The sequence below is a fragment of the Candidatus Magasanikbacteria bacterium RIFOXYB2_FULL_38_10 genome, assembly GCA_001783145.1.
GTDB lineage: Bacteria > Patescibacteriota > Patescibacteriia > Magasanikbacterales > UBA10003 > GWC2-40-17.
In genome coordinates, this window is the sequence record MFQT01000016.1 from 51,917 (window position 1) to 76,034 (window position 24,118).

Annotated in this window: 21 protein-coding genes and 4 tRNA genes; 5 read left to right on the forward strand and 20 right to left on the reverse strand. The window is 40.8% G+C overall.

Going from position 1 to position 24,118, the window contains the following annotated elements; genetic code table 11:
• Position 1: 1 nt before the first annotated feature.
• The 4 genes from A2294_01060 to A2294_01075 form a co-directional block, all read right to left on the reverse strand.
• Complete coding sequence (locus A2294_01060) at positions 2 to 1,792, reverse strand: hypothetical protein (protein OGH85344.1); 1,791 nt, start codon at positions 1,790 to 1,792, stop codon at positions 2 to 4.
• Between the two features lie 144 nt (positions 1,793 to 1,936).
• A complete protein-coding gene (locus A2294_01065) occupies positions 1,937 to 4,147 on the reverse strand; it encodes a hypothetical protein (protein ID OGH85345.1) in 2,211 nt (736 codons plus the stop codon).
• A gap of 81 nt (positions 4,148 to 4,228) precedes the next feature.
• A complete protein-coding gene (locus A2294_01070; GenBank protein OGH85346.1) occupies positions 4,229 to 5,377 on the reverse strand; it encodes a methionine adenosyltransferase in 1,149 nt (382 codons plus the stop codon).
• 71 nt (positions 5,378 to 5,448) lie between these two features.
• Positions 5,449 to 5,742: a hypothetical protein gene (locus A2294_01075; GenBank protein OGH85347.1), complete on the reverse strand. Its 294-nt coding sequence runs from the start codon at positions 5,740 to 5,742 to the stop codon at positions 5,449 to 5,451.
• Here A2294_01075 and A2294_01080 point away from each other — a divergent pair.
• The 3 genes from A2294_01080 to A2294_01090 all read left to right on the forward strand — a co-directional run bounded on the left by A2294_01080 (position 5,720) and on the right by A2294_01090 (position 6,993).
• Entirely contained in the window at positions 5,720 to 6,064 is a 345-nt protein-coding gene (locus tag A2294_01080) for a hypothetical protein (GenBank protein OGH85348.1), read from the forward strand. The genes A2294_01075 and A2294_01080 overlap by 23 nt on opposite strands.
• Before the next feature lie 235 nt (positions 6,065 to 6,299).
• Positions 6,300 to 6,785 (forward strand): hypothetical protein, encoded by a 486-nt coding sequence (locus tag A2294_01085; GenBank protein OGH85349.1) that lies wholly within the window; start codon positions 6,300 to 6,302, stop codon positions 6,783 to 6,785.
• A gap of 4 nt (positions 6,786 to 6,789) precedes the next feature.
• Positions 6,790 to 6,993 carry a transcriptional regulator gene (locus A2294_01090; GenBank protein OGH85350.1) on the forward strand — a complete coding sequence of 68 codons (204 nt, stop codon included), beginning with the start codon at positions 6,790 to 6,792 and terminating at the stop codon, positions 6,991 to 6,993.
• A gap of 276 nt (positions 6,994 to 7,269) precedes the next feature.
• Here A2294_01090 and A2294_01095 read toward each other — a convergent pair whose 3' ends face one another.
• The 8 genes from A2294_01095 to A2294_01130 form a co-directional block, all read right to left on the reverse strand.
• On the reverse strand, positions 7,270 to 7,584 hold the full coding sequence (locus tag A2294_01095) for a hypothetical protein (GenBank protein OGH85351.1): 315 nt from the start codon (positions 7,582 to 7,584) through the stop codon (positions 7,270 to 7,272).
• 12 nt (positions 7,585 to 7,596) lie between these two features.
• Complete coding sequence (locus tag A2294_01100; protein OGH85352.1) at positions 7,597 to 8,325, reverse strand: hypothetical protein; 729 nt, start codon at positions 8,323 to 8,325, stop codon at positions 7,597 to 7,599.
• Between the two features lie 153 nt (positions 8,326 to 8,478).
• Positions 8,479 to 8,568, reverse strand: a tRNA-Ser gene (locus A2294_01105).
• Positions 8,569 to 8,739: 171 nt separating this feature from the next.
• Positions 8,740 to 10,029, reverse strand: coding sequence for a hypothetical protein (locus A2294_01110; protein OGH85353.1), 1,290 nt, complete (start codon positions 10,027 to 10,029; stop codon positions 8,740 to 8,742).
• Between the two features lie 114 nt (positions 10,030 to 10,143).
• A tRNA-Met gene (locus A2294_01115) sits at positions 10,144 to 10,219 on the reverse strand.
• A gap of 143 nt (positions 10,220 to 10,362) precedes the next feature.
• Positions 10,363 to 10,437, reverse strand: a tRNA-Gly gene (locus tag A2294_01120).
• Between the two features lie 190 nt (positions 10,438 to 10,627).
• Positions 10,628 to 11,815 (reverse strand): hypothetical protein, encoded by a 1,188-nt coding sequence (locus tag A2294_01125; GenBank protein OGH85354.1) that lies wholly within the window; start codon positions 11,813 to 11,815, stop codon positions 10,628 to 10,630.
• A gap of 68 nt (positions 11,816 to 11,883) precedes the next feature.
• Positions 11,884 to 14,940, reverse strand: coding sequence for a hypothetical protein (locus A2294_01130; protein ID OGH85355.1), 3,057 nt, complete (start codon positions 14,938 to 14,940; stop codon positions 11,884 to 11,886).
• 84 nt (positions 14,941 to 15,024) lie between these two features.
• Between A2294_01130 and A2294_01135 the strand changes: the two genes are divergently transcribed.
• A tRNA-Leu gene (locus tag A2294_01135) sits at positions 15,025 to 15,110 on the forward strand.
• Between the two features lie 10 nt (positions 15,111 to 15,120).
• Positions 15,121 to 16,266 carry an alanine racemase gene (locus A2294_01140; GenBank protein ID OGH85356.1) on the forward strand — a complete coding sequence of 382 codons (1,146 nt, stop codon included), beginning with the start codon at positions 15,121 to 15,123 and terminating at the stop codon, positions 16,264 to 16,266.
• Between the two features lie 34 nt (positions 16,267 to 16,300).
• Here the strand turns inward: A2294_01140 and A2294_01145 are convergent, their stop codons facing one another.
• From A2294_01145 to A2294_01180, 8 genes are all read right to left on the reverse strand, one after another.
• Complete coding sequence (locus A2294_01145) at positions 16,301 to 17,566, reverse strand: DNA helicase UvrD (GenBank protein OGH85357.1); 1,266 nt, start codon at positions 17,564 to 17,566, stop codon at positions 16,301 to 16,303.
• A 5-nt stretch (positions 17,567 to 17,571) separates the two neighbouring features.
• Entirely contained in the window at positions 17,572 to 17,979 is a 408-nt protein-coding gene (locus tag A2294_01150; protein ID OGH85358.1) for a hypothetical protein, read from the reverse strand.
• A gap of 94 nt (positions 17,980 to 18,073) precedes the next feature.
• Entirely contained in the window at positions 18,074 to 18,727 is a 654-nt protein-coding gene (locus A2294_01155; GenBank protein OGH85359.1) for a hypothetical protein, read from the reverse strand.
• Positions 18,728 to 18,982: 255 nt separating this feature from the next.
• Positions 18,983 to 19,933 carry a hypothetical protein gene (locus A2294_01160; GenBank protein OGH85360.1) on the reverse strand — a complete coding sequence of 317 codons (951 nt, stop codon included), beginning with the start codon at positions 19,931 to 19,933 and terminating at the stop codon, positions 18,983 to 18,985.
• A 10-nt stretch (positions 19,934 to 19,943) separates the two neighbouring features.
• Positions 19,944 to 21,794, reverse strand: coding sequence for a glutamine--fructose-6-phosphate aminotransferase (locus tag A2294_01165; GenBank protein OGH85361.1), 1,851 nt, complete (start codon positions 21,792 to 21,794; stop codon positions 19,944 to 19,946).
• Positions 21,795 to 21,805: 11 nt separating this feature from the next.
• Positions 21,806 to 22,297, reverse strand: a complete 492-nt coding sequence (locus tag A2294_01170) for a hypothetical protein (protein OGH85362.1) — start codon at positions 22,295 to 22,297, stop codon at positions 21,806 to 21,808.
• A 6-nt stretch (positions 22,298 to 22,303) separates the two neighbouring features.
• On the reverse strand, positions 22,304 to 22,978 hold the full coding sequence (locus tag A2294_01175) for a hypothetical protein (GenBank protein ID OGH85363.1): 675 nt from the start codon (positions 22,976 to 22,978) through the stop codon (positions 22,304 to 22,306).
• A gap of 62 nt (positions 22,979 to 23,040) precedes the next feature.
• Positions 23,041 to 24,054 carry a hypothetical protein gene (locus tag A2294_01180; protein ID OGH85364.1) on the reverse strand — a complete coding sequence of 338 codons (1,014 nt, stop codon included), beginning with the start codon at positions 24,052 to 24,054 and terminating at the stop codon, positions 23,041 to 23,043.
• Positions 24,055 to 24,118 lie beyond the last annotated feature (64 nt).

Below are 24,118 nucleotides of genomic sequence, written 5' to 3' on the forward strand. Positions count from 1 at the left end.
ATTACGGGCTCATTAATACTTCCACCTGAGAGCGGCCACTGACATCGGCCGTGGTGATTACGTTTTGATAACCAGGGAGAGTTACCGTTAAATTGTAAGTTCCCGAATCTAAACCGTAAAAAAAAGATTGGCCCGGGGGCGTGCAACCCGAGGTATAACTAATGGACACTTCTGATAATTGCGGAGAAAAATTTTGATTAGCGGTTGATAAACTTATTTTATAACGCAAAAATCTGTCACCATTATGCACTGCGGAAATATTGCTATCACTGACAGTATAATAAGTTTCTCCGGTTCCGTCCGGACCTAAAAAATTCCAAGAACTTGGCGCCGAGGAACTGGCCGTAGCAATTTGAAATTTAATAGAATCAACTCCGGTTTGAGCTGGCTGACTTAAGGGTTCCCAAATGATATTGGTAAAATTGCTGGCTGTTCCAAAGTCAATGGTGGAGGAGATTAATTCGCCGCTCCATTGATATTTATTGCCGATTTTTTTTAAATACAAATCACCGGCGGGGCTATTTGTTTCCACTCCTCCATCTTGTAAAAAATAGCCTGTTTCGTCTATAAAGTTTTCTTGTCCCGAACCGCCCGACCAATCTGTTTGTCTTAAATAACCGCGTCCGGTAACCAAGGAATCGCTAAATGTCCCTTTATCAATAGAAACCGCGGCGTTAGTTAAAGGAAGTTTGGTGGCGCTATCTTTAATTGTTAAAAGCAAAGAGTTGGTTGTGTGTGAATGCAAGATTACAGATAAGTTTTGAGTAGCATCGGGAACTAAAAAAACCGGCAAGGTGGGAATGGTTCCGGCCACATCGTAACTTCCGTTAGACAAATTAAAACTATAAGTGTCCCATTCCAAATTATCTAAAACTTTTGTTCCCTCACTATTGGTGGAAACGGTTTGATCATAACGGTAAACATTAGGGTTTTCACCAATCACCTTGGAGCCACTGACGGAGAAAGAAATGTTGGAAAGGCCACTGCATTGCGGATTGATAGCAGAAAAATTGATGGTAGAAATTTTATCAATGGAAAAAGAAAGATTAGTGACGGTTTGTGAAGCCACGGTAGCCAAGGGTTTGACTGGATTAGGATTATTGACAGTTTCGGGAATAGTGTAATCGGTTGTGTAGCCATTTTTAGAAACAACAACAGAATACCCCTCGGTAGAAGTGGCTATGTCAATTATTTTTAATTCCCCATTAGTGTTAGTGGTATCGGTAAGATCAACATTGGGATTAACTAAAGTATTGGTAATATGAACTGTGGCCCCAGGCACCAGCAGGCCGGAAGCATCAAAAACTTTAATAAAAAGAGAACCGTTTTGGGAATCGGCTTCCGTATTTTTAGGAGAGATTCGAGCGGTTAAAATTGTAGGCCTTACCTGTCCGCCGGTGCAAGACGAACAAAAAACACGGACCTCGGCCAATTTAAAGTCGGCCGGAGAGGTATCATTGGGAGAACCTCCGGCCAAACCGTCAAAAGGATCATCTATATTACGGATGGTTGTTTGTACTAAAAAAGACGCTCCATTACGCAAGGTGGTAGTGGTTTGCGGCCACACCCCATTAGGCACCCCACCAATGGTTCCGGTACTTTCATAGGGCAAATTACGTAGAGTTTCTATAACTTCATTAGCTACTTGTGTTTCCAAAACTTGCACGCGAGAAATGTAGGTGACTTTAAAAACATAAATAATCACCGCATAAACTCCGGATAGAATAACGGCAAAAATGGCAATAGAAACTAAAATTTCAATTAAAGTAAATCCTTTTTTAATCCTGGTCATAAAATGATTATAACATTTTTTTTAAAGCCTGTCGCTAAAATTTATTAGTCCAATTTAAACATTAAGCAGTTTCCACGGACACGTCACCCAAATAAAACACCGCCCAGCATTACACCGGGCGGTTTATTTTGTTAAAAACTAAATTTATTCTTTCAGGCGACTTTCCGCCAGCACCATCAGCATCATACTGAAAATCGGCGCTTCTTCGCGCAAACGATCAAAATCATCCTTAGCCAAAGAAAAAACTACCAGATCGGTTTTGGCCACCACATCAGCTATTCTTTTTTGGCCCTTAACCAGGGCGATTTCGCCAAACAGCTGATTAGTACCAAGAGTAGCCACATGCCGAATGTTGCCTCTTCCATCGTCATGCAGCACTTCAGCTTCTCCCTCAATAATGCCATACATATTATCCGCGTCTGTCCCTTGGGCAATAATCCTTGTTCCAACTGGAATAATTATCTTCTTAGCACGAACAAAAATCTTATTCTGTGTACTAACCGAAAGTTCTCTAAACTGGTGGAACTGCATGAAGATGGGACGGAACTGGTGAATCTTCATCAGCATTTCCATAATCCTGGTATCCTTAATCAGCAGATTAAAGATTTCCTTGCCAATCTCCAACAACCGCACCGGCGTGTTAGTTCTGACAGAGGCGTTGCAAGGGACGCCAAACATAATAGACATTTCACCAAAAAAGTCTCCGGTGGAAAGCTGGGCTATTACTTCATCTTTCTGCAAGACGGAAAGAGTCCCGGCTATAACGATGTAAAAATTCTTGCCTTCTTTGCCCAATTCCAACAAGTTGTGATTGATGGGATATTCCCTTACTCTTCCTTGATGCAAAATAACATTGAGCCACATGGGCGAAAGACCAGCCAAAATTGGAGCGTTCTGCACCTGCCTAAAGGCATTGACATCCCAGCTTTTGGCTTCTACAAAAGTCCAGCTCTGTCCCGGCGTTAAACTTTGGAACAGGTGCTGGAGATTAGGGGGTACTTTGGAAAGGTGCGTGGGTACAATCACCCGACGCAGTTGCGGTGGCAGAGCGGCCAATTCTTCAATGTCAGGGTGAATGAGTCCGCCACCGGCGTCAAAAAAAGTCAAATCCGATCCCATCTCCGGAATGTGCTGGATAAAATCGTGAAGTTCATGGGAAATAGCGCCCTTTTCCAAAAGCGCAGTCAGTTTTTTACCCCAAAGCGTATCACCACTATAAATGATGGAGCGGCCATTCAAGGTTACTCTGAACCCCAGCGTGGGCACAGTGTGCACCGCGCGCCAAAATTCAAACCTGGCGCCGTACCAATCAAAGGGCTTTCCCAATTCAATTCGTACCTGCCTGATGTAATGTTTCACCTCTTCAACCGGCCGATCCAAAGTCAGAGCAATTTTAGTAACAATACACCAGTAACCAAGATCATCTGACATGGCATAGGAAACCTTGCCATTAACTACCAATCCAAAAATGTTGCAATGGTCCTCGTGAATATGGGTATCAATGAATACGAAGACTTCATGTGAGTTAATACCGAGGTGACGCAAGTGTTCTTTGGTCCAAGCCGAACTATCCACCAAAGCAAACATACCGTTGAGCGAGAGCAGCACGCCCGAGGTGTAGCCGGTAGGATCAAAACCAGTGGTGCATTTGCTCAAGGCAATCGCACCAAAAGTAGACCTATCAGCAAATAATTCCGGCATAACAATAGGCAAAGGAGGCCTCTGCGGTTCGTTGATGGTAATGTCTACTGTCCAAGTTTCTTCACCATTCGTGAACTCAAAAATATTGGGCGCCAGAATTTTAACCTTCACGCCCTGGTATTCCAGTGTCCCGTCCGCAGCAAAACAAACAAATTCCACCAAGTCATCAATGCCCGCTACTTCGTCAGTACCCTTCTTGTGGATGGCCAAGGCATCAGACATTGTGCGGAATTCCACTTGCGTGGCTTTATCAATGCCCCACTTGTCCATATCCTCATACGAAGGGCCAAGCAAAGTCAAACGCAAAATTTTACGCAGGCGTTCAATCTGTTCGGCAGTGCCAAAAACAGTCGGGCGCTTACCCTGGAAATAATACTGCTTGAAAAACAACATCTTAAAGATAGGGAATTCCAAGGCGGCTTGCACAATGCCGTATTGATACATTAGAGCCGGCAAAAAAATCTTGTCGGGCAACTGCAGGCCCTTAATTTCCAAAACCTTCACAATTTCCGAAGGACAACCAAGCAAGGCTTCAAAAGCCGAAGTGTGAGAAATTTTGCACCCGGGCATGACATCAGTGACCCTAATCAAAGGCGTTTGACTGGACATTTTTTCTCCTGTTTTAGTTGTCAAAGTACCTTTTAAACTTAGCAAGTTTAAGGGTACATGTCAATCATTTTTAACTTAAACAAAACATCACCCCGTTCTCTGACAGGGTGATGTTTGAAATGCTAATTACTGAATAATTGCCTTTTGCAATTCATCCACTTTGTCTATTTTTTCCCAAGGAAATTCCGGGCGGCCAAAGTGGCCATAAGCGGAAGTGGCGCGATAGATTGGACGGCGCAAATCCAAATGTTCAATAATTTTTCCCGGACGAAAATCAAAAACTTTGGCAACTGCTTTTTCTAATTCTTCATCACCAAACTTTCCGGTACCAAAAGTTTGCACGCGAATGCTGGTTGGTTCAGCGCGTCCGATAACATAAGAAACCTGCACTTCGCACTTATCAGCCAAATCGGCAGCTACAATATTTTTAGCCGTATAACGCGCCATATAGGCGCCGGAGCGGTCCACCTTACTAGGATCCTTGCCGGAAAAACATCCGCCTCCATGCCGTCCCATGCCGCCATAAGTATCCACGATTATTTTTCTACCAGTAAGTCCGGTGTCACCGTGGGGTCCGCCCACTACAAACCGACCGGTCATATTAATAAAATATTCCGTCTCCGCATCCAAATATTTTTCGCAAATCGGTTTGATTACCTGTTCTAAAATATCTTGACGCAATTGTTCGGTTGTAACGTCATCATTATGTTGGGCGGCAATCACCACATTTCTTAAACGCATCGGCTTATCATCCACATATTCCACCGCCACTTGCGACTTACCGTCCGGACGCAAATATTTTAAAATTCCTTTTTTCCTCACTTCAGTCAAACGCTGAGCTAATTTTTGCGCCAAAATTATGGGTAGAGGCATCAATTCTTCTGTTTCCTTAACGGCATAACCAAACATCAAACCTTGATCCCCTGCTCCCTGATCTTCCGCCATAGTTTGTGTGACGCCCTGCGCAATATCCGGCGATTGTTCATGAATGGCGGACAAAACACCGGCATGTTCGGCATCAATCCCATAATTAGAATCCGTATAGCCGATTTCATTTAAAACTTGGCGAGTAATTTTTTGGGTATCAACATAACCCTTGGAGGTCACTTCACCTGCAATTATTACCAGACCGGTAGTGGTAAAAGTTTCCACCGCCACTCGGGAATTAGGATCTTGTTCCAGATAAGAATCCAAAATGGCATCAGAAACTTGGTCGCAAATTTTGTCAGGGTGCCCTTCTGTCACAGATTCGGATGTAAAAATATATTTAGACATAAAAATAAAAATTATGCGGAAAAACCGGCTCTTGCAAGAACCAAACTACCGCCTCAAGCGACGGAGGGAAGTTATTGATTAGTATCGACTTTTAATATTAACAAACCAATAACTAACACTGTCACTTGGAATAAATTATAAAAATCCTCTTTTAGAAATCCTCTGCAATAAATTAAAACCAAATCAATTTTATCACCAAAATAACGATTAGTAAAATAAAAACCCGAATTATGTTTCTTAATGGGACAAATTAACTTCCGTTTGACAGCAAATTGCTCTTCTTGACTTATAAAATATAATTTGGCATAATTAAAATCAATAAACTCTTGTAAGGGGTTCTGAATGAGTGTTTGGGAAGAACTCAAACAATTGACTGGTAAGGATTTAAAGGGGTTTCAGATTCTTTTAATGGCCGAAGTTTACAAAAAAAACGAGGACGGACGCAAAACGGGATCCGTTGGTTTCTTTAAAAATCCTGCTATTGCCCAGGCTTTTGTTGGTGAGCAAAACGATGCTCCTTGGCACGGCATTGCTGGCGTATATGTTTTGACCAATGGCAAGGTGGGCTATGTTCTTGATACGGGAGAAAAAGTAACGTTCTTTGATGACGAACAAGAAGCCGTCAGACTTCGGCAGAAGATCCTTGAAAAACTTACACCAGGGCAACGCGCCCTTCTTGGAGTGTAAGAAAGTAATTTTATAGAACCGTTCTTTCAACAGCACCAAGCCTTAGGCAAGGTGTTTTTTATTTAGGCATAAGGTACATATTTACTCTGTCTAAATAGTTAAGCCTATTTTGACGTTCCGGCTTTTATCCAGAAAATATACTAAAATTTCCTTTATTCGCAGATAACAATAAAAATATATTGACAAACGATAAAAGATAAATTAAATTGTAGTTATCGCTAACCAAAAATCATCTATGAAAAAAAGCTCAACAATATTTCTTCAGGTCGTAATCATGCTTATCGGCATTGTGGCACTGGCCATTATGATCCGGTTTCCTTTGACCGAAGGAAGGGCCGCGAACTTAGACCTGTTTAGTATTTATGCTGACCCTTTCATAATCTATGGATATCTCGCGTCTATCGCGTTTTTCGTTGCGCTGTATCAGGCGTTTAAATTACTCGGATACATCAGACAAAATAAAGTATTCTCACTAGAATCCGTGAAGTCTTTAAGGAATATAAAATATTGCGCAATCGTACTGAGTTGCTTTATTGTAATAGCGGCAATATACATAAGGGTATCTTTTAATGGCAACGCAGATGACGATCCGGCGGGTTTTATTGCCGTGTCTATTGTGGCCATTTTTATTTCTATCGTTATCGCCACTGCCGCGGCCGTGTTTGAAAAAACTTTGCAAAGTGCCGTAGATATCAAGTCTGAGAACGACTTAACCATTTAACGCTATGGCAATCATTATTAACATTGATATCATGTTGGCGAAGCGGAAGATGAGCGTCACCGAGCTCGCCGAGAAAGTTGGTATCACAATGGCTAACCTCTCTATATTGAAAAACGGAAAGGCAAAAGCAATTCGCCTTTCAACTTTGGAAGCTATTTGCAAAGCTTTAGATTGCCAGCCCGGGGACATTTTGGAATATAAGAAGTAACGACAAATTTGACTATAAAAAAGAAAAAGAGCAGCACAAACCGCTCTTTTTTATTGATATTTTATAGACAAGCCAAATTTTTTCTACGACAATCAAAAAACATTCACCTTTCCCAAAACTTGCTTAACATTTTGTTTATAACTATGAACTTTCTCTCGAGCGGCGAGGGATTTTTGCGGAGCGCGGACACGAGGCGGCCGCTCGGAGCCGCCCTTTCAAATCGCGAAGTTTATATTAGCGGAGAGTCGTGGACGATGTCAGAACTGCCTTACTATTTTAGGATTCCATTCGTTTAAGAGCTCTAAGAACAGTAGAAGCAACAAAATCTTTTCGCGCAGCGGCCAACACTGGCAACGTTGCGAGCACAGATGCATTTTTAGTAGGCAACAATTCTACCTTTCCTCCGTTATAATCGGTAAGTTGCATTAAGAATTCATCGAGCCAAGATGGTGTTACTGTGAGTACTTGGTCAAAATCAATTTGGACAGACACATCAGGATTAAGTTGTGGACGAATTGCATTAAAGGCCTCCAAACCTGCCGGGCGAGAAATAAGCACAGTGCCAAATTTTTTGAGTTGGATCATTTGCATATTTATTATATTTTAAAATTGTATAACAGCATATGTTCCGCGGATATTTCCATCAGTCATCATAATTTGCATCAATCCTGGATGCAGAGGGATATTAACTAGACCAATTCCCGAACGAAATAAAAGGCCGATTTCATTTGATTCTGCCACACTACGAACAACCTTGAGCCCGTTGCCGCGTTTCTCTGGATTTCTCCCCGAAACAATTTCTGTAAAAGCCACTTTAAGCGCTTCAATATCAGTTGCGAGATTTGGTCTGATTTGTTGAAGCGTTGTTTTGACACCGCGCCCTCGGTCCGCAAGAACTATAATACGCTTATCGATATTATACCCAAAAAATAAACCTGGAACATCAGGCCAGTTGCCAACATTATGTGCAAAAGAATTATCGCCGATTTCTCCCGCAACAAGAGTGAGAAGCGAAGCCATATTTTCCGACACATTTCCGGCTTTTTGGAGCTCAGCACCCATCCTGGTCACTCGATTTGTGAAACGGTCTGCCCGTTCGCAATAATATTCACTTGGTAGTTCTGGTGGGATTGCGCTTGTGGCCCATGCTAGTCCTAATATTTTAAGATCAAGAGTAAAGTTGTTAAGATCTCGCAGCGCGTAAAAACGTTGTTTACCTTCACTTCGTCCAGCACGAAGTTTGCCGGATTTTTCCCAGTTGCGTAGAGTTTGCACCGAAACACCAAGTATTTTTGCCGCCTTTCCTATTCGTACGTTTTGCCCATTTATCATATAAAAATATAATACCACAAAAACCTATAAAAGTCAAGGGAGTTTTTATAGATTACAGCATAAAACCTATAAAATCTAGCATTTCTTTATATATTTACTAAGAAAACCTATAAACTGGACAAATTCCCCTTAACAAAAACAAAAAGTGAAAATTGGCGGTGGGGGTGAGATTCGAACTCACGATACTCTTGCGAGTATAGCGGTGTTCGAGACCGCCGCATTCGACCACTCTGCCACCCCACCAACCACTTAAATTTAACAAAAAAAACCGCCAAAAGCAAGAAAACCCTGCCAGATCACCTAGCAGGATTATAAATGTAATAAGTTCAAACAAAAAAGTTATTAAAAGCTGTCCAATCGTGCCAATCTCCGCCATTGCACCCACACCCATCTTACCGTAAGCCAATTCCCAATTTACAGATTAATCTTTTTACCTTCTAACTCTTCTATTTTCTTTTTCAATTCAATCATTTTTAACTCCCTACCTGATAAAATTTTATTAAGTCTTTCCACTTCCTCTAACTCTTGTTCCAAATTTTCCCTGGTTCTTTTCAAATCTTTTGTCCTATCTTCTACTTTTTGCTCCAAATTTTCATATGATTCTTTTAATTTAACTACCATCTCATTAAAAACTTTAATCAAAAAACCCATTTCATCTTTTCTATTATAGCGGCTAGCAACAAAAATCACTTCATCAAAATCGCTCTGTGATAATTTTTGGGCTACGCGCGATAAATACAAAAGAGGATTGATCAACCAACGAGAAAATAACAAAGAAATTATTAAAACCGAAATTTCGGTAATAATAAAAATAATTAAAAAATAATTAAAAAGTTGCTTGAGCGGTTGATAAGCCTCATCTCTATTAATTTTTACCACCAAACCCCAATCTGCTCTAAGCGCATATCTGGTAGCCGCTATTACAGGAGTTCCTTTATAGTCAACAATATTATTTTCAACCAACAGAGTCTCGTGTCCGTTAGTTGCCGGTACGATGGGGACATTAATTTTATCTTTCGTGACAATACGAGTTAAAGAAGCATTAGGATCAAAACGCGTAGGGGTAACAAAAAGCGCATCACCCTCTTTATTTTTTTGGGCTATCAGCATTTCGCCGGTTTCTCCTAAGCCAATAAAATCACTGGTGATTTTAAGCACTGGATCAAAAAAATTTATAACGGCAATAAAACCAATATTTTGATTATCTAAAATCAAAGGCGCAGTAAAAAGAAAACGAGGAATATTATCTACATCTTTAAAAATACCCTGGTATTTTTCTTTTTCTTGCGGACTTTGAAGCAGAGGCCACAGAGCCTTGTTCTTCTCTATCTCAGAATCGGTAGAGACAACTAACCTATTTTCTTTGTCAAAGACAGAGATTGATTGAATTTCAGAAACGACCAAAGAAGCATCTCTAATAATTTCGTAAATTTTGTTCAAATTTTGCTGATCTTTATTTTTAGAATAATCTTGGAGATTAGTTTTTAAACTGGTGCGGGAACTGGTTAATTTTAAAATGTTAAAGTAAGAATTTAAAACCTCATTTATTTCTTGTTTTTTGGAATTGGCTAAAGAAATTAATTGTCCATTAACTTGATTGGAGATGGTGTCACGCATTTGCCAATAAAATAACGCGGTGATAACAATGAGAGGTACGATGGTAATACCCACTAATAATAAAATAAGTTTGGTAAAAAATTTCATAGTTTCTTGAGCGAAATTATAAAATTCGCTGATAAAAAAATAATAAAGGCACTTTTATTATACCAATCCAATTTGGAAAAACAAAAAATCCCCTGCACAATGCAGAGGTTTTTTTGGTTGCGGGACCCGGACTCGAACCGGGAACCTTCGGGTTATGGGCCCGACGAGCTACCAATTGCTCTATCCCGCGTCATTAACTTAAACTAAATTATAAAGGTTTTTTTATCTTTTGTCAAATCCCTGTACTGTAATATAAAGTGAGCCAAATGAGGCATGAGTTAAACGGATCTTAATAAAAGAAAAAAACGCTATTTTTCAATAGTGCTTTTTTCTTGGAGCGGGTAACGGGAGTCGGACCCGTATCTCGTCCTTGGCAAGGACGCATAATAGCCGCTATACTATACCCGCGAAGTGAGGAATAAGGCGGCCAAGCTTGCTTGGACATCTTTTCCGAACGAGTGGGTATACGAAAGTATACCCACGAAATGAGGGGCAAAATGAATAAATTTTTTTATTCATTTTCTCCGAATGAGCGGATATATGGAACATATATCCGCAAAATATTACTCCTACAATATACTCTTATTCTAAACGGAGGTCAAGGGGCTATGCCAGCGGCTTTCTTCCTCATCCCCTCCCACAGCAAAAACAGCAAAATCAAAAAACCCACTAAAGAACCTGCAGAAGAAAAAGCAAAAGCATAGGCCGGGGAAGCATTATCCCAAATTTTACCAAGAAAAAATCCGCCCGCAATTACGGCCAACCCTACAAAAGTATTAAAAATGGCATAAGCGCTACCTCGCGCTTCGACCGTGACTAAATCAGCTATAATGGCGCGAGCAGAACCTTCTGTTAAGGCATAAAATAAACCATAGAAAGCAAAAAGGATCAAAGCTACACCGATGGTTGAATCAAAGATAAACCCCAATTCCACTAAGGATAACACCAGCCAGCCCAACATTATAAAAGGCATTTTACCAAACCGATCACTTAAAATTCCAACCGGATAAGAAAGAACGGCGTAAATCAAAGTGAAACCGGCAAAGAGCACGGGAATCCACCGCGCTGTAATGCCCAGATCCTGCGCCCTAATCAAAAACAGAGAATCATTAATTTTGGTAAGCATAGCCAAAGTCATACCTAACACAAACACCCAAAACTGCCAGGGAAAAGACTGGTTTGTTTTCACCACCGTGGCCATCTTATTTTCCGGTTCTTTAATACCAAAAAAAATTAAAGACAAAGCGATCAGACCGGGAATAACGGCCAAAGCAAAAATTAAACGATAAGAATGTAAAGAAGGCGTGAGAGCAAACAAGATTGCCGCCGCTAAAAGCGGACCTAAAACTGAACCGGCCGTATCTACCAAGCGATGAAAACCAAAAGCCCTGCCCCGATATTCAACGGCCGCAGAATCGGCCACCAAGGCGTCGCGAGGCGAGTCCTTCATACCTTTGCCGACCCCATCAACCGAACGCAAAATGGCTATGCCGGCAAAAGAATTAGTCAAAGCTAAAATTGGCCTGGCCACGGACGAAAAAGTATAACCTAAAAAAATGAAAAATTTGCGATTGCGAAATCTGTCGGATAAAATTCCGGAAACAAATCTAAACAAACTGGTAAAACCTTGAAGCAAACCATCTATTACACCCACACCGGCATGGCCAATTCCCAAAGTCAAAAGATAGGCGGGCAGAACAGGCGTAATCAAATCTTGACCTAACCCGGAAAAAAGGGCCACAAAAGCTACAATTAAAACATTGCGTGAAATTTTAGGCTTGGACATAAAAAAATCTTGGGAGTAATAGCCTTAAAATAATATTAAAAGAAGAATCTTTTATATTATACCAAATTTTAAACTTTATCTCTTTTTTTCCAAAAAGCTATTTTACCAATAAAACCAAAAGCTATTGCCTTAGCTATGGCCCCGCGACCCTTGGCCAATAAAGCCAGCAACAAACTAGTCACTCCACCAGCCGTAGCGGTTAAATATTTTTCCGTCACATCAGCAGTAGTCCCATTGTCTATTGGCTTGCCTACATCTAAAATGTTGACATCTTCTGCTCCACGGGGCCAAAGAACCCAGGTATCTTTGCTTTTACCAATAATTCCTGTCACTTTTACTTTGTCCCCCACGCTAGCCACTTTGCCTTTTAGTCCGGTTCTACTTTTTAATTGCACTTGAATTTCCCCCATCTCATCGCCCAAATAAAAATAACCGCTACCCGTTTCTAAAACTTCACCTTCCATTTGCACCAAAGAAAAAAATTTATCATCATCAATGTCTCCGGTGTTTACTGCCAATGGTTCTTTTAAATTATCAATAGATAAAATATCAATATCCTTTTTTTCTTTAATTTTTACGCGGACAGTGCCTAAATATGTTCCCAATTCACCAGTCACTTCTACCTCATCGCCAATTTTAATTGGGGGAAAATCTCTGCTGTTCATATACACAGGTAAGCCCGCGCCGCTTAAAGGATCTACAATAAAAAACATTTGGGTACTAAAATTTCCCGGCGGAACCTTTACCACACCTTTGGTTTTTACCATAGTTAAAGGTGCCAAGGCAGAAATTTTATCTAAAGAAGCAACAACTAAACTTTTTATTTTTTTAGCCGCGGAATTAACAGAATTTTTAGAAGAAACCACGGCTATATTTTCTTCTTCATCGGTTTCCACATAAATTTTAAGCGCTTGTTTAACTTCGCCGCCTTGATTATCTTTAACCACTAAAGAAATCTTTTTATTTCCTTTTGTTTGATAAATATGATTAACAATTTCTCCTTCCCCATTTGTCCCGTCGCCAAAATCCCAAAAAAAGCCAAGCGGATTATTATCCGGGTCAAAAGAATCCGAAGCGTCAAAAACAATTTCCTCGCCGGTTAAAACAACACTGGGTAAAGAAACCGCCACCAAAGGCAAAGAGTTGGGTGGAACCATTATGTTTTCTCGGCCCGGCGTCACGGCCACTGTCCAATCCCAAAGAGAACTTGTAGTCCCAGCTCTAGCCCAAGAAACACCATCCAAAGCGGTATCTTCAAATGTTGCCCTATCTAACAAACGATTGTCCGAATCGTAAAGTTCTAAATTTTCCGCATTATTTTTTAAAATTAAGTTGCTCTCTTTTCTTTTAACCACTAAAAATTCCCCTAGCCCAATAAAAGTGGAGGAAGCAAATTTGTATTTACGCCGGCTGGAATTGAGAAGATAAAAATTTTGCAGATTTATTTTCTCCGTGCCAATATTTTTTAATTCTATAAACTCCCCTTCTTGATCTGATCCTTTGGGATTGGGAAAAATTTCGTTGATGATGATACAGCTAGAAATGGGCGGGGTATTATTATTTACGCTAGAATTATCAGCAGAATAATCTTCCGCTAAAAAAACATTGAAATTTCCCAATGTAGGAGTAGCGCAAACCGCCCAACTTTCTTTATTGACGCCAGACTCAAAATTTTTTCTTCCCGCACTTTTGCTATCGTAAGGCGCCGAGGCATTGTCGGAGATGTTGCCGTCGTTCCAATTACCATAAGCAACTCTATCCACCAGGCGGCCAAAAGCATCATACAAAAAAATCACATCGCCGGAATTATTTAAATTTCCCTTGGGGCTATAAACCACGAAATAACCGTGTGGTTTAATTGTGCCTTGTAAAAAAGTTTGTTCCTCCGAACCCTCCTCCAGCCGCCAATTATTTAAATTGATCTCTTCGGCGGAATTGTTGTACAACTCCAGCCATTCTTTTTCGCCGCTATTGGGATCAGCAACAAATTCATTGATGAAAATTTTTCCGTAAGAAGCAGCAAGTAGATTGGCACTGCCACCGGAACTGGCCGCTGAGGACGAATTTTCCATTTGTTCTGGAAGTAGAGTAATAACATTGGATTGGCTTTTAGTTGGCGTCAAAGTAAGAGCAAAATCTGATTTATCAAAATCAGTATCACTGCCATCACTTGAACGCGCCAAGGATTCACCGATCGATGGCGCAGGGGCATTGTCCATTAAATTATCATCATCAAAATTTCCATAAGATATTTGGTCAATAATTTCTCCAACACTATTTTTTAAAATCACAATATCACCACTATTATTAAAACGACTAGAAAATTCTAAAACTAAAAATCCACCGGAAATAATTTCACCCCCCAAAGTAGTAGTAGAAGAATTATCTTGCAAAGTCCAACCAGCCAAATTGGCAGTAGAAGTAGCAGGGTTAAAAAACTCCACCCATTCTTTTTCCGCAGAAGTGGCGGTGACAGGATAAATCTCATTGATTTTAATGTGATAATTTGATCCGGTGGAAGTGGAAATACTTTCTAGCGGTGCTGGTGGCGTGATCAGGGCTTCACTTTTTACTGCGCCAGGAGTACCACCCACCACATAACTTTCCTGCCAATTATCTGCTGTGCCAAAACCGGTTTCGTCTTTTTTCTCCAGAGTTTTGCTATTTCCGGAAGCACCCCAACTGTTAGAATAATTCACCTCTGACCACAATGGCCCATCTGAACCAACTCTCAAGGCCACAGTGCCAGAGGCATTGCTTAAACTAAAAGAAGATTTTAAAATTTTTCCCCAATAATTTGGATAATTAGAGGCAAAAGTGGCTTCATCTTGTACCACGGCACAATATTCTCCTGCTTCCAAAATAGTGCTGGTGGAAAAAGTATGATTAGACCCGTCAAACAAACGCCAAGCGATGGCGCTTGAGCCGCCCACAATTTCTAAAGGTGAGGCGCCGGAATTTTTAATTTCCACCCACTCATTTTTGGTATCCGAACCGCTGGGGTCACACATTATCTCTGTAATCTGCAAGTCGCTTTCGGCCGCCCAAATTCGTGAGGCAAAAATAAAAAAACCACCGATTAAAAAAACGCTGGTTATTAAAAAACAAATTTTCCCCCTTGTCATAAATTTTATAAATTATTTTTTCTTATTATAAAAATAAGACAACGTCTTGTCAAATTGGTATTTTTTGGTAGAATAAGAACAATTGCCGGAGTGGCGAAATGGCAGACGCACCAGCTTTAGGAGCTGACGCCCGCAAGGGCATGAGGGTTCAAGTCCCTCCTCCGGCACCAAAATAACTTTATGTTGCACCAACTTGTAGCCAAAATACGGCAAATGAGGAAATTCCAAAACCAGCGCGAAACTCTAATCACCATAGAAATTAGCCGGGATGCCCTGCTTAACAATTTACACAACTTGCAAAAATTAGCTCCGCATTGGCAATTAGCTCCGGTTTTAAAAAGCAATGCTTACGGACACGGCAGCAATTTAATTGCTGACATTTTAAAAAAGGAAGATCATCTGCCTTTTTTTTGTATTGATTCTTATTTTGAAGCAGAACAGTTAAAACATCACAGCTTAAACAAACCACTTTTAATTTTGGGCTACACTCCTACAACACTAATAGTTAAAAACAAATTAAAAAATTTGCAATTTGTCGTGGGATCTTTGGAGCAATTAAAAATTTTAGTGGACAAAAAAATTAAACAAACTATTCAGATTAAATTTGATACAGGCATGCATCGCCAAGGCATTCCCTATAATTTTCTGATTGAAGTTTTGGAAATCCTTCAAAAAAATACTACTCTAAAAATTAGCGGCGTTTTATCGCACCTCTCTGATGCGGAAAATTCCAATTCGGAAATAACCAAAAAACAAATCACTAATTGGAATGAGCTGGCCAAAAAAATGCAAGAAATTTTTCCCACCATCAAATATTATCATTTAACTAATTCTGCTGGTTTGGCTTTTTCTCAAAATATTGTTGCCAATGTAGGCCGTAGCGGTTTAGCGCTTTACGGAATCAACCCAGGAAATCTGCCCATCAATTTACATCCGATTTTAAAAATGAAATCCATCATTAATGAAGTTAGAATGATTGAACGCGGTGAAACAGTAGGATACAACGGAACTTTTGTGGCCCAAAAACAAACTAAAATCGCCACGGTGCCGGTTGGCTATTTTGAAGGAGTAGATCGCCGCTTGGCCAATCAGGGATTTTTTTTAATCAATGGAAAACCCTCGCCTCTGGTGGGAAAAATTAGTATGAACATTTCCACTTGTGATATTAGTGAGATTAAAGAGGCTATCGTAGGTATGAGTGTAAATATTATCAGCGATAAAACAGCCGACCCTAATTCTCTAGAAAATATAGCCAAAATCTGTGGAACTATTCCTTACGAAATTTTAGTACATCTGCCTTCTCATCTGCGGCGGGTCGTAACTTGACTTTTTAGCAAAAATCAAACTCAAAAATCACCTACTAAAACAACTTCTTCTGCCTTTCTTTTTTCTCCTCGGGACTAAAAATTGTCACCTCCCCATATTCTCCATCAAATCCCGGTTTGATTTTCAATTTTTTTTCTCGTACGCGCCTAATACCCTCCACAATTTCCGGCAAAGTTATTTTGGCAAGTTCTTCATAAGATAAGTTCAACAAAACATTCAATTCGTCCCCACCCTTGATAATCAAATTACCAAATTCCGCCTGCACAGCGCGGCTGGTGCGTGATTTTATCCCCAATGCCTCGCCAATAATTTTATCAAGTTCCACTAAACTTACATACGGCACAGCGTTTTCCGGCACAAAACCTTCTTCTCTGTCCGCCAATTCTTCCACCCTATTTAAAACGCCAATTGTCAGCGGCCGCCGACAAACCGGACACAAATTTTTATTTTTCACCGACTCCTTAGGGGTTAAACTAACTCCGCAAGAGCGGTGCCCATCATAATGGTACATTCCTTCTTCCGGATAAAACTCAATGGTTTGCAAAAACTTTCCGCCCTCTTGAGGAGATTTTTTTTCTTTGATAATGCTAAAAAATTCGTCATAGCTGGTTTTAGCAATATCCAAATCAAACACATTGGCTTCACGACCCAAATTGGGCAAACTGTGCGCATCAGAATTAGAAATCAAAGTAATTTTATCCAAAGCAGAAAGACGCCAATTCATAGCGGGATCACTGGAGAGCCCTGTTTCAATGGCAAAAATTTCCGGCGTGAGTTCTTCAAAACATTCCTCCAAAGAATCAAAACCGGATTTAGAACCAAACACGGAAAACCACGGCGTCCAAGCGTGCGCCGGAATCATTACCGCGCGCCCATCAATTTCTTTAATAATTTTTAAAATTTCTTTAGCAGACAGGCCTAAAATCGGCCTACCGTCGGATTTTAAATTCTTGCCGCGGCCTGTAAGTTCGGCATTAAATTTTTCTACATCAATAATTTTTGGAAAAAACAAACACAAATGCACACGCCGCGTTTTACCACCTTGTGAATAAATGGCCGAAACTTCTGTGCCTAAAATAAATCTCACTCCGTTATCACCAGTGCGCAATTTTAAAAAGCCATTGCCAATCTCTTCTAATTTTTCTTGAATATCTTTAAACCAAACAGGGTGCGTAAAATCACCGGTCGCTATTAAATTAAGGCCTTTAATGCGGCACCATTTGGCAATATTTTCCAAAGTTAATTCCGGCGAGCAAGCGCGCGAATAACGGGAATGAATGTGAAGATCAGCAATCAACATAAAAATTATTTAGTTCCAACTAAACTTAAAAATTCTTGATAATCCTCCACATAGTCGCTTCTGTCCGGATTATAATTAGTGGAAGAAAGCGCAAGCAGAATAGCATCAGAGGAAAAATCTTTAAAATGATGCCAAACCAAAGATGAAACATACACAGCGGACAAAGGTCCAGCCATTTTTATCTCTTCCAAACCATTACCCTTATCAATGATTGCGGTGGCTGTGCCTTGGAGTAGAATAAAAAATTCCTTTTCCACTTTATGACAATGGGCGCCGGTTTTGTCAGTTGGATCAGTTAAATAATAAACGCGCTTCACTTCAAAATCAAGATAATTTTTTAACTCTAAGGGGTGCATTTTAAAGTTGGGAGTGACAATTTCTTTTAGTTGAAAACTTTTAAATTTTTCAGTCATATAATGATATTGATTTATAAAGTCAGTCTATCAAAATGGCGCTTAAAAAACAAACCCTCGCCAAGTTAATGACGAGGGATTAAAAACAAATAAATTAGAAGCGAGCAAAGAGCAAAAGTGATTGCACCAAGTAGTTACTGAGTTCGCCTTTGGCAAAAGCCGAGTTTATTTCGCTGGGATAAAACCAGCGCTCCTGCGGAAGAAGAGGATTTAGGTCCCCTTCCTTAACAATAAGCCTGCCCAAACGGACACTCTTGCCAAAATAGCGGCCACCATCTTGGGGTTGTGTCACCCAACGAATAAGAGGGTTGTTGCTGTACTTGTTGGCGTGCATAGTTACTAACTCCGCCCGAGGCGGCAACTTGCCACCGTGTGCTTGAGAAAGATTGGCAACGGAAGTCTGCAATGGTGTGCCAATAAGCACATGTTTCTTGGAATCCGGCGCGTGCACTCCGGGCGCGTTATAAGTAGCCGGATTGCCCGGTTCTATGCGCGCGGCGAGCAAAACCCGTTGAACATGACCAAAAGAATTTACTTCCACCGGCACGACCACCACGCCGTCTTCACTGCCATCCACTCCGTACTCTTTGAGCAGGGGTTGTCCCCAGCCTGGCACTTCACGGCCAGCGGTCCGCACTTCTACTCCTTCTAAGCCAAAAAACTTGCCATCAGCACGAGCAAAAGTGGTGCCATCAAAGCCCCAACCTCCGCCTAAAGAATCCAGGCGCGTATTAGGCAAAACCACCATTTGTGATCTTTCCCTCTGCCTCGCTAACCATCTCCACCAGGTTTCCGCCGGCATGTGCATGATCCGCTCCCAAAAAAGTTTTAAAAAACATCGCCTTAACGATGCTTTTAACCTATCAATTTTTATGCTTTTTGTCAACCGGCTTTTCCAAAAATTCTTTTAACTTTCTAAAAGCCATTCCGCGGTGGCTCAAAGAATTTTTTTGTTCATCAGACAACTGAGCAAAAATTTTGGTAAATTCTTTGGGTATAAAAATTAAAACCCTAAAATTTCGCCTATTGGTTTAACCAATTTTTCCCAATCCATACCAGCCTCATTGGGGGCGTACAAATCGGCAAAAATCACCGGATATTTTTTTTGCCATTCTCCCGCATCCACTTCCACCGGTTCCCAATTTTTAGCGGCAAAATGCTCCGCGTTGGATTTAATCTTGGCGTCATGGGCGATAATAAAATCAACCGGCCGCGATAAATATTTATGAATTTCTCCAATGTAATCGGAAACTCTGAATCCACAAGTTTCCCCGGTTTCCCGATTAGCCACATTAGGAATGAAAACTATTTTAGCAGAAGATTTAAAAAGCGCTTCTTGAATTCCTCCCACCAATAAACCGGGAATAATGCTGGTATACAAATCGCCCGATCCCAAAAAAACATAATCAGCTTGCAAAATTGCTTCATTAGCTTCCGGAGTAATTGCAGCTGCTGGTTCCAGCCATAATTTTTCTTTTTTAATTTTGCAATTAAAAGCAGGTATGTCAATGTTGTTTTCACCAGTAATAATTTCTCCGTTTTCCAACTCGGCGCAAAGATTGACCAAATCTAAAGTGACCGGCAAAACCCGTCCTTCAATTTTTAAAATTTCCGAAAATCCTTCTATGGCCTTTAACCAACTGCCGCTTTGCTGATACAAAAAAGTTAAAAGCAAATTGCCGGCGTTGTGGTCTTGCAATTCTCCTTGGGAAAAACGATTTTTGTAAAAAATATGACGCAAATCCAAATAGGGATAAGAAGAGAGAGCCAAAATAACCCGCAGAATATCACCCACGGGCAAGATATTGAATTTCTCGCGCAGACGACCGGAAGAACCACCCGAGTCTGTGACGGAAACCACCGAGGTTATTTGTATATGAGGCAAAAATTTTTTTAAGGCGCGCAAGGTGACCGACTGTCCATTGCCGCCGCCAATGGTGACAATTTTAAGCATATGATTTATTCTACTCCACTGTCACACTTTTAGCCAAATTGCGCGGGCGATCTACGTCTTTGCCACGGGAGACCGCCATATGATAGGCAAAAAGCTGCAAAGGCAAAACTGTTAAAAGAGGCGAAAGCATCTCGCTGGATTTGGGAACGTAAATAATATCTTCTGCTAATTTTTTAATTTCTTCGTCGCCCTCGGTAGCAATCAAAATCAACTTACCGCGCCGTGCTTTTATTTCCTCTATATTACTAATCATTTTTTCATACAAACTATCACGCGTAGCAATGGCCACCACCGGACAATTATCATCTATTAAAGCAATGGAACCGTGTTTTAATTCACCGGCCGGCAAACCTTCGGCGTGCACATAAGAAATTTCCTTTAATTTTAAAGCCCCTTCCAAAGCAATGGGGTAATTTATGCCGCGGGCAATAAAATAAAAATCTTCAAAATTTTTGTATTTCTCGGCAAGGGATTTGATTAAATCATTTTGTTGCAAAATTGCTTGCATTTTTTCCGGCACTTCCAAAATATTTTTAATAATAAGCTTGCCTGTAGCCAAGGGCAAATGAGTTAAGCGCCCCAGTTGCAAAGCCAAGACCATTAAAATAGCTATCTGATTGGTAAAGGCCTTGGTGGAAGCCACAGATAATTCCGGACCGGCGTGAATATAGACGCCGCGGCCGGCTTCCCTGGCAATCGTGGAGCCAACCACGTTTACCAAGCCCATCACTTGGGAGCCTTTGCGCTGCGCTTCTCTTAAAGCCGCTACTGTATCGGCAGTCTCACCGGATTGGCTCACGCAAATGGTTAAAGTATTGTCTTCTACTACCGGGTCGCGATATCTAAATTCCGAAGCCACTTCTACATCAGTAGGAATCCAAGCAACATGTTCTAAAACATATTTACCAATTAGTCCCGCGTGATAAGCACTGCCGCAAGCAATAATTTTGATTTTTTTAATCTGTCGAAATTCTTCGTCAGTAAAACGCATGCCGCCCAAATGAGCCACGCCATCATTTGGCACCAGGCGACCGGCCAAAGCATCTTTAAAAGTATTGGGCTGATCAAAAATTTCTTTAAGCATAAAATGAGCAAAGCCGCCTTTTTGCGCCTGCTCCTCGTTCCATTCAATCTGTTCGGGCGTGCGTTCAATTTTTTCATCTTTCAAATTAAAAATCTGAAAACCCTCCGGAGTTAATTCCAAAATCTCGCCATCTTCTAAATAAATGACTTTTTTGGTGTAGGAAAGAAGCGGCGAGGCATCCGAAGCAATTACATAAGCTTCATCCGCTACACCCAAAACCAAAGGGCTGCCTTGGCGCGCGCAAAAAATTTTATTGGGTTCATCCAAAGAAACTACGGCTATTCCGTAAGTGCCTACCACCATTTGCAAAGCCTTAATTAAAGAAGCGCGTAAATCTTTTTTTTCTGATTGGTTATAAAAATGTTCTATCAAATGGGCCAAAACTTCGGTATCAGTTTCGGAAATAAATCTATGATCTTTTAAAAAATTCTCCCTCAGGTCGCGGTAATTTTCTATAATGCCATTATGCACCAAAATAATCCGACCTGTGCAATCGCTATGCGGATGCGTATTATTTTCTGTCACGCCACCATGCGTGGCCCAGCGTGTATGGGCAATACCCAATGTACCAATAAATTCCCGGCTTTTTAGTTTCTCCGTCAAAGCATCAATTTTACCCACCGATTTTTCTATAAGAGCCGCACTGGTTGAATCAACTACAGCCAAACCGGCGCTATCGTAGCCGCGATATTCTAAACGCCTAAGACCATTAACTAAAATAGGAGCTAAATTTTTAGCTCCCCCTTCTTTAACAATGTAACCGATAATGCCGCACATAAAAAACAAAATTATAAAACATAATTAACTCCCACCTCAAACGCCTTCTTGTTTTCCTCCCAATTAGCCTTCAGGCCTAATTTTTCTTTTAATAATCTTCCAACTTCCTCAATTTCTAAAATTTTCTTTTCTTGAAGTCGCCTAGCCAGCCAACCTAAGGCGAAAATGTTTAAACTTTTTTCTGCCAAATTTTTCTCCTTCAACAATCCATCAAAATTTTTATAATCCCCTATTTGGGTTTGGGAATTTTGATATTTTTGAATCCTTTCTCTGGCTTGTTCTGACAAAACTACCATTATATCGGCAAAGGAAAATTTAGGGTAAGCAATTTTTTTATCACTAATTTGAATATAGCCCAGGGAAACCCCGCCACGCTGTTCCAAACCGTAATTGGGAATAAAACTAACCTGCCAATCTTGATTAAAAGAGGCTTTAACAATAATATCAGCTATAGTTTGTATGCCTTGCCCACCATCGCCGGCCAGCAGAATTTTTAAAAGCATAATAAATTAAAACTCACCCAGTTTATAAATCTTCTTCAAATTTTCCAAATAATCAAAAGTGGCCTTGCCTGTAGTTTTCCAATTAGTGGGACAAAAAGACAAAATTTCCACCAAAGAAAAATGTCCGGCTTGTTGCGCGGCCAAAGCCTTGGCCAGAGCCGCAAAAATACCTTGGGAATCATTGGCGGCGGTTCTGGCCAGATAAGCTCCGGATTTAATAATATTTTTTAAAATTTCCGGACCATAGAAAGGCTCTTCACAAGAACCCAAAGGATGGGTATCGGTTTTTTGCCCGCAAACAGTGGTGGGGGCGGTTTGTCCGCCAGTCATAGCATAGACCGTATTATTCACCACAATCACAGTGACCGCTTCATCGCGCCTAGCGGCGTAAAACAAACTTTGCCAGCCAATGGCATAAGCCCCGCCATCACCAACCACCGCCAGACTCACTGAATCTTTTTTAGCGCGTTTATACCCAAGCATGGTGGGCACAACACGGCCATGATGCGTCTGAAAAGTATTGATCGGCAAGTAATTCCAACCCAAAAGAGAGCAACCAATGTCTAAACCCAAAACTGCTTTGTCTTGTAAATTTTTGGCAACCAAAGCCTGATTCAAAATCATTAGAATCACCGGATATCCGCAACCGGGACAAAATTTGGCCGGATTTTCTTGAGTCATAACAAAGGGGTTCTAAACACAAATTCTTCGGTCGCTCAAGCTCCCTTAGAATAAGATAAAAATTATTTAAAATACTCTACAATTTTTTCTGCCTCAATTCCTAAAGCCGGATATTGCAAATACTCCACCGGCGTGGAAATTTCCGGCGCCATTTCGGCTCGCACAATTTGCGCCAGCTGTCCCAAACTAGATTCCACAATCACTATTTTTTTCACCCGCCCGGCTATTTTATCAAACTCTTTATTAGCAAAGGGACGCAAAGTAATTGGCCTAAATAGGCCAACCTTCAGACCGTTTTTTCTTAATTCATCTATTGCCTCTTTAGCGGCCGCGCCTACAATACCGTGCGCCACAATTAAAATTTCCGTTTCTTCTGTTTGATAATTTTCCCAACGTACTACTTCATTTTTATTTTTTTCAAAATCGGCCTTGCTTCTCAACACCTCTTCATTTAATTCTTCCTCAAAAGTATAAATATTGCGCCAATGTTTTTTTTCTCCTTCTTTTACCAAAGGATAACTTTCCACATTTTCCATTTTCTTGTCTATTGCCAAAACTCCGCGGCTTTTTAATAAATAGCCATCGGTTAAAACAATAGTTGGGTATTGATATTTCCAAGCCGCATTAAAAGCTTCACGAGTAAGGGAATACAATTCTTCAATGGTAGCGGGGGAATAAACCAAACGCAAACCCTCGCCGTTGCCGCCAAAACAAGCTAAAGTCACTTCCTGTTGAGAGTAAATCACTGTTCCAGAGGATGGACCGCCGCGCTGGCCGATAATAGCCACAAAGGGAAGGCGCATACCCTCGGCCATGCTTAAGGCGTCTTGCATCAAAATATGACCCGGTCCAGAAGTGGCCGTAAAGGCTTTTTGCCCGGCAATTAAACCTCCGCAAACTCCAAAACCCGCCGCAATTTCATCTTCGGTTTGCAAATATTCGCCGCCTTTTTTAATCCAGGTGGTAAAAACCTCGGTCACCGGCGTAATGGGATAACCAAACATCATTTTAGCTCCGGCATCAAAACAAGCCTCTGTTACTGCCTCAAAACCCGTAGCTAATTTTTTATTGGTCATAAAATTTTATATTTGCTAACGAGCCCCCCAGGTGCAAGCTTGTTTGCATCTGGGGCGAGCGACG

Excerpts from the sequence above, each read along its gene's own strand:
- A2294_01070 (OGH85346.1), bottom strand. The coding sequence starts at position 5,377 with ATGTCTAAATATATTTTTACATCCGAATCTGTGACAGAAGGGCACCCT.
- A2294_01080 (OGH85348.1), top strand. The coding sequence starts at position 5,720 with ATGAGTGTTTGGGAAGAACTCAAACAATTGACTGGTAAGGATTTAAAG.
- A2294_01145 (OGH85357.1), bottom strand. The coding sequence starts at position 17,566 with ATGTTGATTGCTGATCTTCACATTCATTCCCGTTATTCGCGCGCTTGC.
- A2294_01140 (OGH85356.1), top strand. The coding sequence starts at position 15,121 with ATGTTGCACCAACTTGTAGCCAAAATACGGCAAATGAGGAAATTCCAA.
- A2294_01180 (OGH85364.1), bottom strand. The coding sequence starts at position 24,054 with ATGACCAATAAAAAATTAGCTACGGGTTTTGAGGCAGTAACAGAGGCT.
- A2294_01150 (OGH85358.1), bottom strand. The coding sequence starts at position 17,979 with ATGACTGAAAAATTTAAAAGTTTTCAACTAAAAGAAATTGTCACTCCC.
- A2294_01165 (OGH85361.1), bottom strand. The coding sequence starts at position 21,794 with ATGTGCGGCATTATCGGTTACATTGTTAAAGAAGGGGGAGCTAAAAAT.
- A2294_01100 (OGH85352.1), bottom strand. The coding sequence starts at position 8,325 with ATGATAAATGGGCAAAACGTACGAATAGGAAAGGCGGCAAAAATACTT.
- A2294_01170 (OGH85362.1), bottom strand. The coding sequence starts at position 22,297 with ATGCTTTTAAAAATTCTGCTGGCCGGCGATGGTGGGCAAGGCATACAA.
- A2294_01110 (OGH85353.1), bottom strand. The coding sequence starts at position 10,029 with ATGAAATTTTTTACCAAACTTATTTTATTATTAGTGGGTATTACCATC.
- A2294_01175 (OGH85363.1), bottom strand. The coding sequence starts at position 22,978 with ATGACTCAAGAAAATCCGGCCAAATTTTGTCCCGGTTGCGGATATCCG.
- A2294_01095 (OGH85351.1), bottom strand. The coding sequence starts at position 7,584 with ATGCAAATGATCCAACTCAAAAAATTTGGCACTGTGCTTATTTCTCGC.
- A2294_01090 (OGH85350.1), top strand. The coding sequence starts at position 6,790 with ATGGCAATCATTATTAACATTGATATCATGTTGGCGAAGCGGAAGATG.
- A2294_01130 (OGH85355.1), bottom strand. The coding sequence starts at position 14,940 with ATGACAAGGGGGAAAATTTGTTTTTTAATAACCAGCGTTTTTTTAATC.
- A2294_01085 (OGH85349.1), top strand. The coding sequence starts at position 6,300 with ATGAAAAAAAGCTCAACAATATTTCTTCAGGTCGTAATCATGCTTATC.
- A2294_01160 (OGH85360.1), bottom strand. The coding sequence starts at position 19,933 with ATGCTTAAAATTGTCACCATTGGCGGCGGCAATGGACAGTCGGTCACC.
- A2294_01155 (OGH85359.1), bottom strand. The coding sequence starts at position 18,727 with ATGGTGGTTTTGCCTAATACGCGCCTGGATTCTTTAGGCGGAGGTTGG.
- A2294_01060 (OGH85344.1), bottom strand. The coding sequence starts at position 1,792 with ATGACCAGGATTAAAAAAGGATTTACTTTAATTGAAATTTTAGTTTCT.
- A2294_01125 (OGH85354.1), bottom strand. The coding sequence starts at position 11,815 with ATGTCCAAGCCTAAAATTTCACGCAATGTTTTAATTGTAGCTTTTGTG.